General features: G+C 57.1%; 17 protein-coding genes. 9 read left to right on the top strand and 8 right to left on the bottom strand.

What is annotated here, in order from left to right:
- Positions 1–15: 15 nt before the first annotated feature.
- Positions 16–783, bottom strand: coding sequence for a sulfite exporter TauE/SafE family protein (locus tag CU102_RS09830; protein ID WP_106710920.1), 768 nt, complete (start codon positions 781–783; stop codon positions 16–18).
- Positions 784–1,059: 276 nt separating this feature from the next.
- Between CU102_RS09830 and CU102_RS09825 the strand changes: the two genes are divergently transcribed.
- The 7 genes from CU102_RS09825 (at position 1,060) to CU102_RS09795 (ending at position 7,793) form a co-directional block, all read left to right on the top strand.
- Entirely contained in the window at positions 1,060–1,716 is a 657-nt protein-coding gene (locus CU102_RS09825) for a thiamine phosphate synthase (RefSeq protein WP_106710919.1), read from the top strand.
- A 6-nt stretch (positions 1,717–1,722) separates the two neighbouring features.
- Positions 1,723–2,811 carry a tetratricopeptide repeat protein gene (locus tag CU102_RS09820; protein WP_245425277.1) on the top strand — a complete coding sequence of 363 codons (1,089 nt, stop codon included), beginning with the start codon at positions 1,723–1,725 and terminating at the stop codon, positions 2,809–2,811.
- A 64-nt stretch (positions 2,812–2,875) separates the two neighbouring features.
- The gene (locus tag CU102_RS09815; protein ID WP_106711061.1) at positions 2,876–4,039 is read left to right on the top strand and encodes a M20 aminoacylase family protein; all 1,164 of its coding nucleotides are present in this window, start codon (positions 2,876–2,878) and stop codon (positions 4,037–4,039) included.
- A 147-nt stretch (positions 4,040–4,186) separates the two neighbouring features.
- Positions 4,187–4,750, top strand: coding sequence for an elongation factor P (gene efp / locus CU102_RS09810; protein WP_106710917.1), 564 nt, complete (start codon positions 4,187–4,189; stop codon positions 4,748–4,750).
- Between the two features lie 60 nt (positions 4,751–4,810).
- Entirely contained in the window at positions 4,811–5,602 is a 792-nt protein-coding gene (locus tag CU102_RS09805; protein WP_106710916.1) for an inositol monophosphatase family protein, read from the top strand.
- Positions 5,603–5,736: 134 nt separating this feature from the next.
- Complete coding sequence (locus CU102_RS09800) at positions 5,737–6,759, top strand: MotA/TolQ/ExbB proton channel family protein (RefSeq protein ID WP_106710915.1); 1,023 nt, start codon at positions 5,737–5,739, stop codon at positions 6,757–6,759.
- 2 nt (positions 6,760–6,761) lie between these two features.
- Positions 6,762–7,793 carry a peptidoglycan -binding protein gene (locus CU102_RS09795; RefSeq protein ID WP_106710914.1) on the top strand — a complete coding sequence of 344 codons (1,032 nt, stop codon included), beginning with the start codon at positions 6,762–6,764 and terminating at the stop codon, positions 7,791–7,793.
- A gap of 3 nt (positions 7,794–7,796) precedes the next feature.
- Here CU102_RS09795 and CU102_RS09790 read toward each other — a convergent pair whose 3' ends face one another.
- A complete protein-coding gene (locus CU102_RS09790; protein WP_106710913.1) occupies positions 7,797–8,147 on the bottom strand; it encodes a DUF1304 domain-containing protein in 351 nt (116 codons plus the stop codon).
- Between the two features lie 64 nt (positions 8,148–8,211).
- A complete protein-coding gene (locus CU102_RS09785) occupies positions 8,212–10,017 on the bottom strand; it encodes an ABC transporter transmembrane domain-containing protein (protein WP_166648492.1) in 1,806 nt (601 codons plus the stop codon).
- A gap of 204 nt (positions 10,018–10,221) precedes the next feature.
- On the opposite strand from CU102_RS09785, the gene rpmE reads away from it, so the two are divergent.
- Both rpmE and CU102_RS09775 read left to right on the top strand, forming a co-directional pair.
- A complete protein-coding gene (gene rpmE / locus CU102_RS09780) occupies positions 10,222–10,443 on the top strand; it encodes a 50S ribosomal protein L31 (protein WP_106710912.1) in 222 nt (73 codons plus the stop codon).
- Between the two features lie 181 nt (positions 10,444–10,624).
- Positions 10,625–12,049, top strand: coding sequence for an APC family permease (locus CU102_RS09775; RefSeq protein ID WP_106710911.1), 1,425 nt, complete (start codon positions 10,625–10,627; stop codon positions 12,047–12,049).
- 71 nt (positions 12,050–12,120) lie between these two features.
- On the opposite strand, the gene CU102_RS09770 is transcribed toward CU102_RS09775, so the two are convergent.
- The 5 genes from CU102_RS09770 to CU102_RS09750 all read right to left on the bottom strand — a co-directional run bounded on the left by CU102_RS09770 (position 12,121) and on the right by CU102_RS09750 (position 15,726).
- Complete coding sequence (locus CU102_RS09770) at positions 12,121–12,870, bottom strand: YebC/PmpR family DNA-binding transcriptional regulator (protein WP_106710910.1); 750 nt, start codon at positions 12,868–12,870, stop codon at positions 12,121–12,123.
- A gap of 167 nt (positions 12,871–13,037) precedes the next feature.
- Positions 13,038–13,463 carry a DUF1284 domain-containing protein gene (locus CU102_RS09765; RefSeq protein WP_106710909.1) on the bottom strand — a complete coding sequence of 142 codons (426 nt, stop codon included), beginning with the start codon at positions 13,461–13,463 and terminating at the stop codon, positions 13,038–13,040.
- Positions 13,460–14,041: a biotin transporter BioY gene (locus CU102_RS09760; protein ID WP_106710908.1), complete on the bottom strand. Its 582-nt coding sequence runs from the start codon at positions 14,039–14,041 to the stop codon at positions 13,460–13,462. The genes CU102_RS09765 and CU102_RS09760 overlap by 4 nt, the downstream gene beginning before the upstream one ends.
- A gap of 28 nt (positions 14,042–14,069) precedes the next feature.
- Entirely contained in the window at positions 14,070–14,825 is a 756-nt protein-coding gene (locus CU102_RS09755; RefSeq protein ID WP_106710907.1) for a TerC family protein, read from the bottom strand.
- A gap of 76 nt (positions 14,826–14,901) precedes the next feature.
- On the bottom strand, positions 14,902–15,726 hold the full coding sequence (locus tag CU102_RS09750; RefSeq protein ID WP_106710906.1) for a TIGR00282 family metallophosphoesterase: 825 nt from the start codon (positions 15,724–15,726) through the stop codon (positions 14,902–14,904).
- Between the last annotated feature and the right edge of the window lie 29 nt (positions 15,727–15,755).

The following is a 15,755-nucleotide window of genomic DNA, read 5'->3' as shown; positions in this document are numbered from 1 at the left end:
AACTTTCGTTGAAAATTATAACAGGCTGAGGATTCCGTCATAGGTCAGCTTCAATCCCATGAGCAGGATCATCACGTACATGAACGGATAAAACACCTCAGCGCGCATGCGTTTTACGATCCAGGCACCAGCGAAAGTGGCTAGTGGGGCAAGCGGCACCAAGACAGCCGATGCCTGCAGATTCGCCGTATCGAATTGACCGAGCGCAAAATATGGGATGACCTTCACAGCATTGATGATGGCAAAGAAAATCACGCTGGTTCCGTTGTAGATTCTGGGGTCCTGGCGAAGCGGCAAGGCGTAGACCTGATAGGGCGGACCACCCGCATGCGCCACGAAACTTGTGAAGCCGGCAATCGTGGACCAAAATGTTGCGGCTCCCGCGTTATGCGGTTGCGCGATCGCGCGCTTGGCAGCACTCACAAATACATACCGCGCAAAAAACACGATCGCGATGACGCCGACAATCAGCTTCACCATGTCATCGGTGACAATCGAGGCGGTGAGCCAGCCTATCCCAACACCGAGCAGACCGCCCGGTAACATCAGCTTCAGAGTTTTGGCATCGCGATATCCGCGCCACGACCAGAGACTTGCCACATCCATGATAATCAGGATCGGCAGCATAATCGCTGCCGCCTGGACCGGCGGCATGACCAGCGCCATCAGCGGTACGCCAACTTGACCCATGGCACCGCCAAGGCCGCCCTTGGAAAGCCCGATCAGAATCGTGGCTGGAACGGCGGCAGCGTAGAACCATGGGTTCATCAGGAGATCAGGCATAGTGGGAGAATCCGGCAGGAGAGGACCCAAGAGCAAGTTCCGACCAGATGGACGCGTTGTGCCGGAGGGAATTCGCTCAGATGCTTTAACCCCACTCAGGCTAATTGAAAAATGCTTTTTGGAATTGTGCCCCGATTTGATACACAAAGCATTGAACACGCAAGAAGGAGAAGATGTCTGTTCGAGGAGGGACTATTCAAACCACCCGCCATCCTCTATGCCCGAATTCCATCACGATTGCCCATTCTATAGAGAACGATTGTAAGGTTGCAGCCCATGAACGCCCATTCAACACCCCAACGCTGCCGCATCGTTCTGATTGCGCCTCCGGCCACAAGTGCGGACGAACTCGCGAGGCGGCTTGGGGATGCGTTGTCGGGCGGCGATGTCGCATCAGTCTTGCTGCCAGCTTACGAAGCGGATGAGACCCTGTTTCAAACCATCGCCGAGGCTGCAGTTCCGGTTATCCAGAATGCCGGCGCAGCAGCCATAATCGTCGGTAACACCCAGATCGCTGGTCGAGTCAAAGCAGATGGTTTGCACATTGAGGGAGCTGTCGCGGACATCGCCGGCAACGTCGAACGCTTTTCACCGAAGCTGATTGTCGGAACCGGCAACATCAAGAATCGCCATACAGCGCTTGAAATTGGCGAAGCACAGCCCGACTATGTCCTTTTCGGCAAAATTGGCGCGGACACCAAGCCGGACGCTCATCCGCGCAATGTTGAACTCGCCGATTGGTGGGCATCAATGGTTGAGATTCCCTGCATTATCCAGGCGGGCAATACGCTGGAAAGCATTCCCGAGGCTGCCATGACGGGCGCCGAATTCATCGCGCTCGGTGCGGCGGTATTTGATGCGAAGGATCCGGCGGTTGCTATCAAGGAAGCCAACAGGCTTCTCGATGAGCACGCACCGAGATTTGAGGAATAAAGGTTGATGGCAGTGCTTCCTGGAAATCTTCGATCCATTCTAGCAGCGACGTTGACAGCCCTACCTATCATGGCGCCGCCGACGTTTGCCCAGACCACGGAAGCACCAGCTACGGCCGAACCGGCAAAACCAGCGATGATGCCCCCTCCTCCGGCCGCGGTTACCCCGGCGAAGCCTGACTCGCCAGAAACCACAGCAAAGCAGGACAAGCCCAAATCTCCGGGCGACCCCGCGCTAGAGGCCGTCAACCCCACACGTTTCGGCAAGGCGCCCGCTGATGAAGCTTTCGGCGCGTATCAACGGGGCCTCTACAAGACCGCTTACAATCTGGCTTTGCCCCGCGCCGAAGCCGGCGATGGCGCCGCGCAAATCCTGCTCGCCGAAATACTGGCGCGGGGTCTTGGCATGCCGGTCAATATGACAGAATCGGCGAAATGGTATGGCAAAGCTGCTGAACAGGGAATCCCGGAAGCGCAGTTCCGCTATGCAGCAATCCTGTTTCAAGGCAGATACGCGCCGAAGGATCCCAAGAAGGCGAAAGAACTGACGAAGGCCGCCGCAGAAGCCGGAAATGCCGCGGCACAGTTCAATTATGGGCAGATCCTGATGCAGGAGCGTCCAGGGCCTGCCGGTGTCGAAAATGCCTACCCCTGGTTCCAGAAGGCGGCCGAAAAGGGGTTGCCTGATGGCGAGTATGCAGTCAGCCAAGTGCTTGCCAACGGCACTCCGACCATTCCTCGCGACATGGCGAAGGCAAGACTTTATCTCATCAAGGCTGCAATCAAGGGTTACGACACTGCCCAGCTTGACCTCGGTAGCTGGCTTGTTGCCGGCCTTGGTGGCCCACACGAGTACAAGGCGGGCTTCGGGTGGATGTTGCGCGCAGCGACCGGCGGGAATGTTGCGGCTCAAGCGCGGCTTGCCAAGCTTTACCGTGACGGTATTGGCGTGGAAGGAGATTCAATCAAAGCCGCCGCCTGGTACATCGTTGCCAAGCGCGCTGGGCTGAACGATCCGGATCTCGACTCGTTCATGGATGGCCTCGACGATGCGCAAAAACAAGCAGCAATCGCGGAGGCGAACAAACTGCAGTGAGGCGACCTGTAATCGGGCTTGTTCCGACACACAACGACAAATGACCAAAGGAATGGAATTGAAAATGCCGCTGATTAACCGTGCTCATGAAATGCAACAACACGTGGCCGAGTGGCGCCACCACCTGCACGAGAATCCGGAAATTCTTTACGACGTGCACCAAACGTCGGCCTTCGTTGCGGAAAAGCTGCGGGAATTCGGTTGCGATACCATCGAGACGGGCATCGGGCAAACCGGAGTTGTTGGACTTGTTCGTGGACGCCATGGTGAGGGTCCTGTAATCGGCTTTCGCGCTGACATGGACGCCCTTCCGATAACCGAAGCAAGCGGCAAACCCTGGGCGTCGAAGACCCTGGGCAAGATGCATGCATGCGGTCACGATGGCCATACAGCCATGTTGCTGGGAGCGGCGCAATACCTTGCGGAAACACGTAATTTCAGGGGTACGATTGTCCTTATCTTCCAGCCTGCCGAAGAGGGCGGTGCTGGCGCGAGAGCCATGATTGATGATGGCCTGATGGACCGTTTCGCGATTGGCGAGGTCTACGGCATGCACAATGCGCCGGGTCTTCCCGTAGGCCAATTCGCGACCCGCAAAGGTTCGATCATGGCAGCAACCAACGAGTTTGAAATTACAGTCACAGGACGCAGCGGTCATGCCGCCAAGCCGCACACCGCGATCGACCCCGTGGTGATTTCAGCCCACATTATCCTTGCCCTCCAATCAATCGTTTCCCGCGAAACGGATCCCTTGAAGGCGCTTGTCGTTTCGGTGACGCAGCTCAATGGCGGCGACGCGACCAACGTGATCCCCGATGTCATCAAGCTCGGTGGCACCGTCCGCACCCTTGTACCGGAGATCAGGGAGTTCGCACAAAAGCGGCTGACGGAGATTGTTGAGTCGACTGCCGCCGTCTTCGGAGGCAAGGCGGAAGTGGTTTACCACCAGGGCTATCCAGTGACATTCAATCACGATCGCGAAACGGACTTTGCCATCGGCATCGCTCAAACCATCGTTGGAGAGGCCGCCGTCAACACAACCATGCCGCCTGTAATGGGCGCTGAGGACTTTTCCTATATGCTGGAGAGCCGCCCCGGAGCATTTGTTTTCCTCGGCAATGGCGATACGCCTGGCCTGCACAATTCGGCCTATGATTTCAATGATGATGCCATCCCCTACGGGATCAGCTATTGGGTTTCGCTGGCTGAAACTGCACTTGCCGCTTGAGGATCGGCGCGAGCTGCCAAGAGATAGCGCAAGCCTGTTTTTGCGCTTTCTCTTGCCTATCGCGCGAATTTGTGGTCTTGGAGGCGCCAATATTGGCCTCGCCGTGAAAATCGGCGCCAATTTTCCAACTCCAATCCGGATAGACAAATGAAAATCAACGGTAATGAAATCCGTCCAGGCAATGTGATCGAGCACGATGGCAGCCTCTGGGTCGCCGTCAAGACCAATGCCGTAAAGCCCGGCAAGGGTGGCGCATACAATCAGGTTGAACTGAAGAACCTTCTCAATGGAACCAAGCTCAACGAGCGCTTCCGGGCCGCCGAGACCGTGGAAAAAGTCCGACTCGAACAGAAGGATTTCTCCTTCCTCTATGAGCAGGGCGAAGCTCTGATTTTCATGGACACCGACAGTTACGAACAACTGGAGTTGCAGAAGGAATTCGTCGGCGATCGCGCGGCATTCCTGCAGGACGGCATGATGGTCACGGTCGAACTCTATGACGAACGACCCATTGGCATTTCGCTGCCTGATCAGGTGACGTTGGCGATCACCGAAGCCGACCCCGTTGTCAAGGGCCAAACTGCCGCGTCTTCCTACAAGCCGGCCGTCCTCGAAAACGGTATCCGCGTTCTCGTTCCGCCGTTCATTTCCTCGGGCGAGCGTATCATCGTCGATACCAACGAACTGACCTACATCCGCCGCGCCGACTGAGCGGCTTGGGCGCCGTCCTTTCGGCGCCCATTCTTTGACTTTACGGAGAAATAAACCGAAATGGCGCGTTCAGCGATTCTCAATGTAATGGTGCAGGCTGCCATGAAGGCAGGCCGCTCCCTGGCGCGCGATTTTGGCGAAGTACAAAATCTGCAGGTATCCTTAAAAGGCCCGGGCGACTATGTCAGCCAGGCTGACAAGAAGGCCGAGGAAATCATCCATGCCGAGCTGCGCCGGGCTCGACCCGACTACAGTTTCCTGATGGAAGAATCCGGTGTGATCGAGGGTAGCGACAGCCAACACCGCTGGTTGGTCGATCCGCTCGATGGCACGACCAATTTCCTGCACGGGATTCCGATCTTCGGCGTTTCGATCGCACTCGAACGCCAGGGGCAGATCGTAGCGGGTGTGATCTTCAATCCGGCCATGGACGAACTCTACACGGCCGAACGTGGTGGCGGTGCTTTCCTTAACGATCGCCGTCTGCGCGTTGCCGGCCGCGCCAAGCTGGTGGATGCCGTCATTGGCACGGGTGTTCCCCACCTCGGGCGAGGACACCATGGCAATTATCTCGTCGAGCTGCGCAATGTCATGGGTGAAGTGTCCGGCGTGCGCCGCATGGGCGCCGCGGCGCTCGATCTCGCCTATGTCGCCGCCGGACGTCTGGACGGCTTCTGGGAAAGCGGCCTTTCGCCATGGGATATCGGCGCCGGTATCATCATGGTCCGCGAGGCTGGCGGCTTCATCACCGATCTTGATGGCGGCCAGGATGTCGTTGAAAGCAAGACCATCGTTGCCGGCAATGAAGCCATCCAGCGCGCCCTTCTGAAGACGCTTAAGAAGCCAGTCTAATCAGGCATATCCGCAAGTCCGGTTGCATATTGTCCAAACAGAACAAATTCAACCGTTGCCCCATTGCACTTCCATTTTCACCACGAATTCGGTTAGGGTCGCAAAACCGATTTGGGTGATGCGGAGACGATGCAATGACTGATTTCAGTTCGACCCGCCAGGGTATGGACGGCGATGATTATGATCCTTACCGGCTCTCCAGCCCACGGTTCGTTCTTTTGTCCATGGCGATCTTCCTGGCGATCGTCGCTTTTCTGGCCGCGATCCTCTTTCGTCAGATTCACGGCTTCTTTGTCACCAATCCCGGGCTCAACAGCCTGATAATCGGCGTCCTTGTGGTGGGTATTCTCCTGGGCTTTGGGCAGGTTATTCGTCTTTTCCCGGAAGTTCGTTGGGTCAACTCGTTCCGCCAGGGCAACAACGATCCCAATGCCCGCCCCATCATGCTTGCGCCCATGCGTGCCTTGATCGGGCGACGCCAATCAATGGCGCTTTCGACCAGCGCGATGCGCTCGATGCTGGATTCGATCGCCTCGCGTCTTGATGAAACCCGCGACATCTCGCGATATCTGATCGGCCTGTTGGTGTTTCTAGGTCTGCTCGGCACATTTTGGGGTCTTCTCGAAACCATTGGTTCCATAGGTCAGACGATCCAGTCACTCGACCCGCGCGCGGGCGATGCCAACAGCGTCCTCGACTCACTGAAGGCAGGTTTGCAGTCTCCGCTCCGCGGTATGGGAACGGCCTTTTCATCGTCACTCTTCGGTCTTTCTGGCTCGCTGATCCTGGGCTTTCTCGATCTGCAGGCCGGCAGGGCGCAGAACCGTTTCTACACAGAGCTGGAAAATTGGTTGTCCAGCGTCACCGACCTTGGCTCTGATCTGCATGCGCTTGACGCTGCCAGCAGCGGTACATCCGACGAGTTGAAGGCCTTGTCCGAACGCCTTCAGAATATCCAAGAGACTGGCGGTTCGAGCCAACGCACTACCGCTGCCTTGGCGAGCCTGGCGGAAGGCATTCAGGGCCTTGTGAAGAACATGCGAACTGAGCAGCAGATGATGCGCGATTGGGTTGAGAAGCAGGCCGATGAGCAGAAGTCCATTCGGCAGACGCTTGCCAAATTGGGAGATGCAATCTCCCGTGATAAGGCGAACTAGCAATGGCTCTCGTCCGCAACCGTAAGGCCATCCGTCATGTCGATTATTGGCCAGGTTTCGTCGACGCACTATCGACCCTGCTGCTGTCGATCATGTTTCTGTTGTCGGTTTTCGTGCTGGCACAGTTCCTCTTGAGTCAGGAAATCACTGGCAAGGACGCTGTCCTCAATCGACTCAACTCGCAGATCAACGAACTCACACAGCTCCTGTCGCTCGAGCAGGGTAACAAGCAGGATCTGGAAGATACGATCGCCAATCTTCAGGCATCACTCACAAGTGCACAGAATGAGCAGTCCCGTCTGCAGTCCTTGCTGTCCCAGGGCGCGGGCGCGGGTGCCGCCGCCGAAGGGAAGATCAGTGAGCTCTCCACCGGCCTTGAGAACGAAAAACAGATCAGCGCCCGCGCCCTTTCGCAGGTTGAAATTCTCAACCAGCAGATCATGGCTTTACGCAAGCAGATTGGCGCCCTTGAAGAGGCCCTCAATGCCTCTGAAACACGAGACAAGGAATCCAATACCAAGATTGCCGACCTCGGCAAGCGGTTGAATGTGGCCTTGGCGCAGCGTGTGCAGGAACTTAATCGCTACAGGTCCGATTTCTTCGGCCGTCTGCGCGAAATCCTCTCCGACCGCGAAAACATCCGCATAGTCGGCGATCGTTTCGTGTTCCAGTCCGAAGTGCTTTTTCCTTCCGGCACAGCCGTTTTGAACGAAGCTGGTTCGGAGGAAATGAAAAAACTCGCCGTTGCCCTGATTGATTTGCAGAAGGAAATTCCCGACGAGATCAACTGGGTTCTGCGCGTCGACGGTCACACCGATAATGTCGCTCTTTCCGGAACCGGCCAGTTTAAGGACAACTGGGAACTCTCCTCGGCACGAGCCATTTCAGTGGTCAAGTTTCTGATCGCAAATGGTGTTCCCGCAAACCGCCTGGTCGCAGCTGGTTTCGGTGAGTTTCAACCGCTTGAGCCAGGGGACACGCCAGAGGTTCGCGCACGCAACCGCCGCATCGAGCTGAAATTGACCGAGCGCTGATACTTAAGCGTAGACCAGCGCCAGCAGGGCCAGCAGTGCAGGAAGCGCTTGCACGTATAGGATCTTCCGGCTGACTGTCAGTGCGCCAAAAATCCCGGCGGCAATCACGCAGCCGAGAAAAAACGCCTTGATCGCAAACCCGGCCTCGCCGAGCCACAGGCCCCAGACCAGTCCTGCAACCAGAAAACCGTTGTACAGCCCCTGGTTCATGGCGAGCGCCTTGGAGGCGGCGGCGAATTCCGGTGTCAACCTGAAGGTCTTCCGGCCCAGCGGCTTATCCCAAGCGATCATTTCCAGATACATGAAATAGAGGTGAAGCAGCGCCACCAAACCCGTCAGAACATTCGCAATCATTGCCGGCACTTCTCCTGACTATGAACCAAAGCATTGAAAGATTCGAATGCGAATGGGTAGAGAATTATTCGGCTGCCCCCATGAATGCATTTGCGCCTGCTTCAAATTGCAGTTTGGCAAGGCTAGCGTAGATCCCGTCCTTCTTGACCAGCGTCTGGTGTGTTCCCTCCTCGACGATACGGCCATCCTCCATGACAAGAATGCGGTCGGCACGCAGCACCGTCGCGAGGCGATGAGCTATTACCAGTGTGGTCCTGCCCTCCATCAAATGATCCAGCGCCTTTTGCACCAGCATCTCACTTTCAGCGTCGAGCGCAGAGGTTGCTTCATCGAGCAGCAGGATTGGCGCATCGCGCAGGATAGCGCGGGCGATAGCGATACGCTGGCGCTGGCCCCCGGACAATGTCACGCCACGCTCGCCGACCTGTGTGTCGTAGCCATGATCGAGAGCCATGATGAAGTCATGCGCGAGCGCCGCTTTGGCAGCACTTTCTATGTCGGCATCATTGGCGCCTGGCCGGCCAAAACCGATATTGTCGCGGGCACTGGCGGCAAAGATCGTCGTATCCTGCGGAACGATGGCAATACGCGACCGCACATCCGAGGGATCGGCTTGGCGAAGGTCAACCCCGTCCACCCGGATGCAGCCGGAGACCGGATCGTAATAGCGCAACAGCAGCGAAAACACGGTGCTCTTGCCAGCACCGGATGGTCCGACAATCGCGACTGTCTCGCCGGGCTGAACGATGAAATCGAGACCCTTCAATGCGGGCGCATTGGGTCGTGTCGGGTAGTTGAACCGCACATCCTCGAAATGGACGGAGCCAACCGGCGGCTGAGGCAATGCGAGGGGATTGGCCGGCGCGGTAATGGCAGGTACTTCGGCAAGTATCTCCATCAATCGTTCCGCAGCGCCCGACGCCTGGCTGAGTTCGCCCCACACCTCAGACAGCGCGCCCAGCGCACCCGCTGCAAACACTGAATAAAGCAGGAACTGGCCAAGCGTCCCGGGCGTAATGGCACCGGAAAGGACATCGCGCGAACCAAACCAGAGGACTGCGACCACGCTGGAAAAGATCATGAAGATGGCGAAGGCTGTCAGGATCGCCCTCGCCTTCACCGAGGCTCGCGCAGCAAGAAAGGCATCATCGACCGAAGCGGCAAACCGACCCGTTGCCAGCTTTTCGTTGGTGAAGGCCTGCAGCGTACGCACCGAGACGATGGATTCACTCGCATAAGCGGTAGCATGCGCCAACATGTCCTGCGCGGCACGCGAGCGTCGCCGGACCGACCGACCGAATGCAACCAGTGGAATGATGATCAACGGGATGGCAGCGATCACGAGGCCCGACAGTTTGGGGCTTGTGACGATCATCATCACGATCGCGCCGAAGGCGAGAATGAGATTGCGCAGCGCAACGGATGCAGTCGCGCCTACCGCGGATTTGATCTGCGTCGTGTCAGCCGTCAGCCGCGAGACAATCTCACCCGATTGCGTACTGTCGAAGAACGCAGGCGAAAGTCTTGTCAGATGGGTAAACACATCCCGGCGTAGATCTGAGACAATCCGCTCGCCGAGTGTGATGACAAAATAGTAACGGCCGGCGGAAGCGATGGCGAGCAGCGCAGCAAGCAGAACCAGCATGCCGAAGTAATTGTTGATGAATGCCCCGTTCGCGCCGGTAAAGCCGTGATCGATCATCCGGCGAACGGCGAGCGGCAGTATCAGTGTCGTCACAGCCGCGAGGATCAGCGACACCATTGCCCCGGCCATCATACCCTTGTAGCGGGACATATATGGGAAGATGCGGCGCAGCGGTTTCAATGAGCGCCGCTTCCTGTCCGCTTCTTCAAAAGCCATATCGGCCATTGTCTCTGTCTTCCTCACATCGCTTTGCGACTTTGCGGCCAGACGGCCTTGTTATTGCTTGAAGGCTGATGTATAGGCTCGCCAACAGTTTTGGAAGCCCACGCCCCTGTGACGTTTGGCTTCATCTCTACCAATCGGCTCCCGACCGGCATACCACATCGTCCGTGGCTCTGGTTTTGTGCCCTCTAGTTTAGGACAATACAGATGAAAGCCAATATTCATCCCGACTATCACACCATCAAAGTCGTCATGACCGATGGTACGGAATATATGACCCGCTCTACCTGGGGCAAGGAAGGCGATACGATGAACCTCGATATCGACCCATCTACCCATCCGGCATGGACCGGTGGTTCGCAGCAGCTGACCGACCGCGGTGGCCGCGTGTCGAAGTTCAAGAGCCGTTTCGCCAATCTCGGTATATAAGACCGGCGCAGGCAGGATTTCAAAACGGCCCCGTTCATCATTCGGGGCCGTTTTTGTTTGTTCAAAATTGGCAGTGACGCGATGCGGCGCAACGCAATGACGTGCGAGGTTGTTTGACAAGTTGCTGATTCGCCAATAGCTTTTTCCCACGCTTATCTGCTTTCAAGGGAGGGAAAACCCGATGACCGACACGACTTCAGGTAGCAACGCGGCTTCGGGGACGGCGATTGAGCCAAGTCTTCACAGGGTCATGGGCCCCTGGCTGCTACTCCTCTTCATCGTGGGTGACATTCTCGGCACCGGCATTTACGCCCTCACTGGACAGGTAGCAAAACAGGTTGGCGGCGTCGTCTGGCTGCCCTTTCTTGTGGCGTTCATCGTGGCAGTCGTCACTGCGTTCAGCTATCTGGAGCTGGTTACAAAATATCCCAAGGCAGCCGGCGCGGCACTCTACACGCACAAGGCGTTCGGCATCCATTTCGTCACGTTCATTGTCGCCTTCACTGTCATGTGCTCAGGCATCACATCCGCATCGACGGCGTCTCGCGCTTTCGCGGCCAACCTCTCCGGAGCATTCCAGCTCAACCTTGAGACGGGTGTCGGGATCACGCTCGTCGCGCTCGGTTTCATGGCCCTCGTGGCTGCCGTGAATTTCCGCGGGGTTGGCGAGAGCGTGAAGGCCAATGTTGTCCTGACCGTCGTCGAACTAACCGGTCTGCTGATTATTATCTTCATTGGACTCTGGGCCATTTTCGGGGGCCAGGGTGATGTATCGCGCATTACCCAATTCGCCACCACGCCTGATTCCAGCGTCTTCTGGTCCGTCATGGCCGCCACGACCCTCGCCTTCTTCGCCATGGTGGGATTCGAAGACTCTGTCAATATGGCCGAGGAATGCAAGAACCCGTCAGGCATCTTCCCAAAGGTTCTCCTCGCGGGTCTGTTTATAACCGGGGCAATCTATGTACTGGTATCGATATCGGCGATCACCCTGGTTGCACCCGCTGATCTCGGACAAGGAGAGACACCCTTGCTTAAGGTTGTGCAGGCCGGTGCACCCAATTTCCCGTTGTGGATTTTCGGCTTCATCACCATGTTTGCTGTCGCCAACAGCGCGTTGATCAATATGCTGATGGCGAGCCGCCTGGTATACGGCATGAGCCGCGAACATGTGCTTCCACCTTTGTTCGGCAAGGTACATCCAACGCGTCGCACACCTTATCTGGCAATTGCTTTCACAACGCTCCTCGCATTTTGCCTGATCATGTTCGTCGGAGGGGTTCCGGCGTTGGGCGGTACAACTGCGCTGCTGTTGTTGTTCGTCTTCACAATCGTCAATATCGCCGTCCTCGTGCTGCGGCGCGAAACAGTTGACCACGAGCATTTCCGCACGCCGACATTCCTGCCGGTCCTGGGTGCCATCTCCTGCGCCTTCTTTGCAGGACCATGGACCGGGCGCGATCCGGTGCAATACAAAATTGCCGGGATATTAATCGGCATCGGTGTCGTCTTGTGGGTGGTGACCATTCTCATCAACCGCGCCACAGGTGTCGTGCCCGCGGAACCGGATATGGAAGCCATTGGCGGCGATGGCCCTGTAAACTGAACCCAAAAACGCAAATCCCGCCAGACTTTCGGCTGGCGGGATTTGTTTAGACAAGAGTTGTCTGTCTGGGATCAGGCAGCACTCAACTTTGCCAGGACCTCGTCGCTTACCTCGAAATTCGCATAGACGTTCTGAACATCGTCATCATCATCGAGCGTCGAGATCAATCGCAGGACTGACTGGGCCTTTTCCTCATCGACTGGAGCAGTCGTCTGGGGCTTCCAGATCGCCTTGATCGATTCCGCTTCGCCAAGCACGCCTTCCAGCGCCTTTGATACCTCGCCGATATCTTCGAAAGCGCACAGGATGACGTGGCCATCCTCATCGCTCGAAACGTCATCAGCGCCGGCCTCGATTGCAGCTTCCATGACCTTGTCAGCACTGCCGGCTTCCGGCTTGTACGTGATTTCCCCGACCCGGTTGAACATGAAGCCAACCGATCCGGTCTCGCCCATGGCACCACCGGCCTTGGTGAAGGCAGCCCGAACATTCGAGGCAGTACGATTGCGATTGTCCGTCAAGGCCTCGACGATGACAGCCACACCGCCCGGGCCATAACCTTCGTAACGCACTTCTTCGTAGTTGTCGGCATCGCCGCCTGCGGCCTTCTTGATAGCGCGCTCAATATTGTCCTTGGGCATCGACTGCGCCCTGGCATTTTGAACGGCCAGGCGCAGTCGCGGGTTCATTGCCGGATCAGGCAGACCCTGCTTGGCAGCGACAGTGATTTCGCGCCCGAGCTTGGAGAAGATTTTCGACCGAACGGCGTCCTGACGCCCTTTGCGGTGCATGATGTTCTTGAACTGTGAATGGCCTGCCATGGCACCCCTGCGAGCTTAATACGGTTGCTGATGTTCCGCGTCAGGGGCCCTGCAAAATATAGCTGCGGGCGGCACCGAGCGGAGACATGCTTCTGGAATGGCGCCCTTATAGGTAAAAACCGGCGTCTCGTCCAGCGCACAAGCGTGTTTAGCTGTCACAGTATTTTTCAGGATAGCTTGAGACGGGTATCGCGGTAGCCGGTTGCTGAAACGGCCGAGCAAAGGTCAAACCACTCGCAACCGCTGCACGCAGCTCGCGTCCTGCCGTTCAGGAAGGCCTCGCGCATGTGGCCGAGCATTCTGTTGTCGAGCTTGACGACATCGCTGGCATGGAGAGATCGGCCGAGCAGGTGGCCAACGTCGTGCCTTGCCTTGGCATCGCGCTCAACGACGCTGTCAAGCAAGCAGTGAGGTTCATCCGAAGCCAGGAGAGGCTGGCATATATCGTCAGGTCCGTCCTGGATCAGGATACCTTCGCCCGCTGCAAGCCTGGAAATGACCTTGTCGTAATTGGCGGTAAAAGCCGGGCTGTATCCTTTACCGACATAGGTCAGCACGCAGAGCAGGTGATGCGGGCGAAGTCTTATCGTCAAGAGAGACGGACCATGATTCCTGAGCGGCGAAGAAGTTCGATCGTTGCCGCTGCCAGAGCTGATTTGAGTACACCGCCAATGATGAATGGTGCGACGCCAAACGTCCAGGCCTTCTCAAAACCGATCATGTTTGCGAGCCACGATGCGCCGAGCGCAAGGCACAGCACGTTACCGAGTAGCATCACCGCGAATGAGACGAACGGGTTGCGCGTCAGGCCACGCTCAGCGAGGAAACCAACGAAAGCAGCTACGACTGGAAACGCAAAGAGGTATCCCGCCGTCGGTCCGGCAAAATGCGCCAAGCCGCCTGCCCCGCCAGCAAGCACCGGAAACCCGATCAAAGCTTCTGCGAGCCACGCCATAACCGTCAAGCCTCCAAGGCGCCAGCCGTATAGCGCGCCGACCATGGTCACCACGAATGTCTGCATCGTCACTGGCACCGGATACATTGGCACCTCGATCCAGGAACTGACGGCAAGAAACACCGTGCCGATCAACACCGCCAGCGTCTTGTACGCAAGCGAGCGATCGGCAAGTTTCAGGGGAACGAAAGCGCCGGAGAGCATGTGATGATTCATTGAAATGGCGTCCTTATACAAATGTTGATTACTTTGCAGCTTGCGCTTTCTTCCTTCTTCGACGTGCCAGCATGTTGAGCCCCTCGACAAGAGCCGAGAACCCCATCGCCGCGTAGATGTAACCTTTCGGCACGTGGAAGCCAAATCCGTCGGCGATCAGCGTCATGCCGATCATCAAGAGAAAGCCAAGGGCGAGCATGACGATGGTTGGATTAGCGGCAATGAATCTCGACAGTGGTTCGGCAGCGAGCAACATGACCGTAACAGCTGCCAGCACCGCAATCACCATGATGGCGATTTCATCGGTCATACCAACCGCTGTAATGATCGAGTCCACCGAAAATACGAGATCGAGCACCAAAATCTGTGTGATCGCCGCGCCCATCGTCAGATTGACCGCCTTGCCGATCACATCATCCTTGGCATCCTCATGATCGACTGTGTGATGAATTTCCTTCGTCGCCTTCCACACCAGGAAGAGACCGCCAGCGATCAGGATCATGTCGCGCCACGAAAAGCCATGACCGAAGGCTTCAAACACTGGCTCCGTTAACTGCACGATGATCGAAATGGTGAACAACAGGGCCAGGCGCAAAATGAGCGCTGCGCTGATGCCGAGACGACGGGCACGCGCCTGCTGTTCCTGCGGCAGCTTATTGGTAAGGATCGAAATGAAGATGAGATTGTCGATGCCTAGCACAACCTCCATCACAACAAGCGTGACAAGGGCAATGAGGCCGGCAGGCTGAAAGATGAAATCGAAGTGGGAGAGAAGCGCTTCCATGGGGGTCGTTCCTATGTTGGCCCGGATGGTGCAAACCGAAGGCACGACTTAAAGGGCCGCGCCAGCGTCGGTCGACTCATTTCCAGAAAGAGGGGATTGTTTCTTCAAGTCTCGGGCCAAGTCGCAACGGCGCGATCTTTTCAGCCAGCCCGGTGCGGTCGGAAATCTCGACCCCGACGCCGCAGATCGTGGCCTTGCCGCTTGCCGCTTCAAACCTGCCCTTCGGCACTTTTGACAGAAAGCGGTTGAGCGGCTCTTCCTTGTCCATTCCCAGCGATGAATCGTAATCACCGCACATGCCCGCATCGGACATATAGGCGGTGCCACCGTTCAGGATCTGGGCATCTGCCGTAGGCACATGCGTGTGGGTACCAACGACAAAGCTGGCGCGGCCGTCGACAAAATGACCGAAACACTGCTTTTCACTGGTGGCTTCCGCATGGAAATCAAAGACCACTGCATCGGCCTGTTCGCCCAGCGGACATGCGGCCAGGATTTCCTCGGCGATCGTGAAGGGGTCATGCAGGTCCGGGTGCATGAAAACCCGGCCCATGATGTTTGAAACGAGAACCCGGGCGCCGTTCTTGGCAAGAAACACCCCCGAACCCTTTCCCGCCGTGCCGAGCGGAAAATTCGCCGGACGCAGAAAGCGTTGTTCCCGCGCCGCGAAGACCAGCGCCTCGCGCTGATCCCAGACGTGATTACCCGTCGTGACGACGTCAGCGCCGGCATTGATCGTATCGTGGAAGATTTCCTCGGTGATGCCAAAGCCGCCCGCGGCGTTCTCGCCGTTGACAATGGTGAAGTCGAGTTTCAGATCGGATATCAGACCCGGTAATTGCTCATAGACGGCCGTTCGGCCCGAGCGCCCAACCATGTCACCAAGAAAAAGTAATCTCACGCGTGCACATCCTGATACGACACTCCCGT

Source organism: Phyllobacterium brassicacearum (assembly GCF_003010955.1).
GTDB classification, from domain to species: Bacteria; Pseudomonadota; Alphaproteobacteria; order Rhizobiales; family Rhizobiaceae; genus Phyllobacterium; species Phyllobacterium brassicacearum.
The sequence above is the reverse complement of the archived record's forward strand: the minus strand, read 5'-3'. Positions and strand labels throughout refer to the sequence as shown.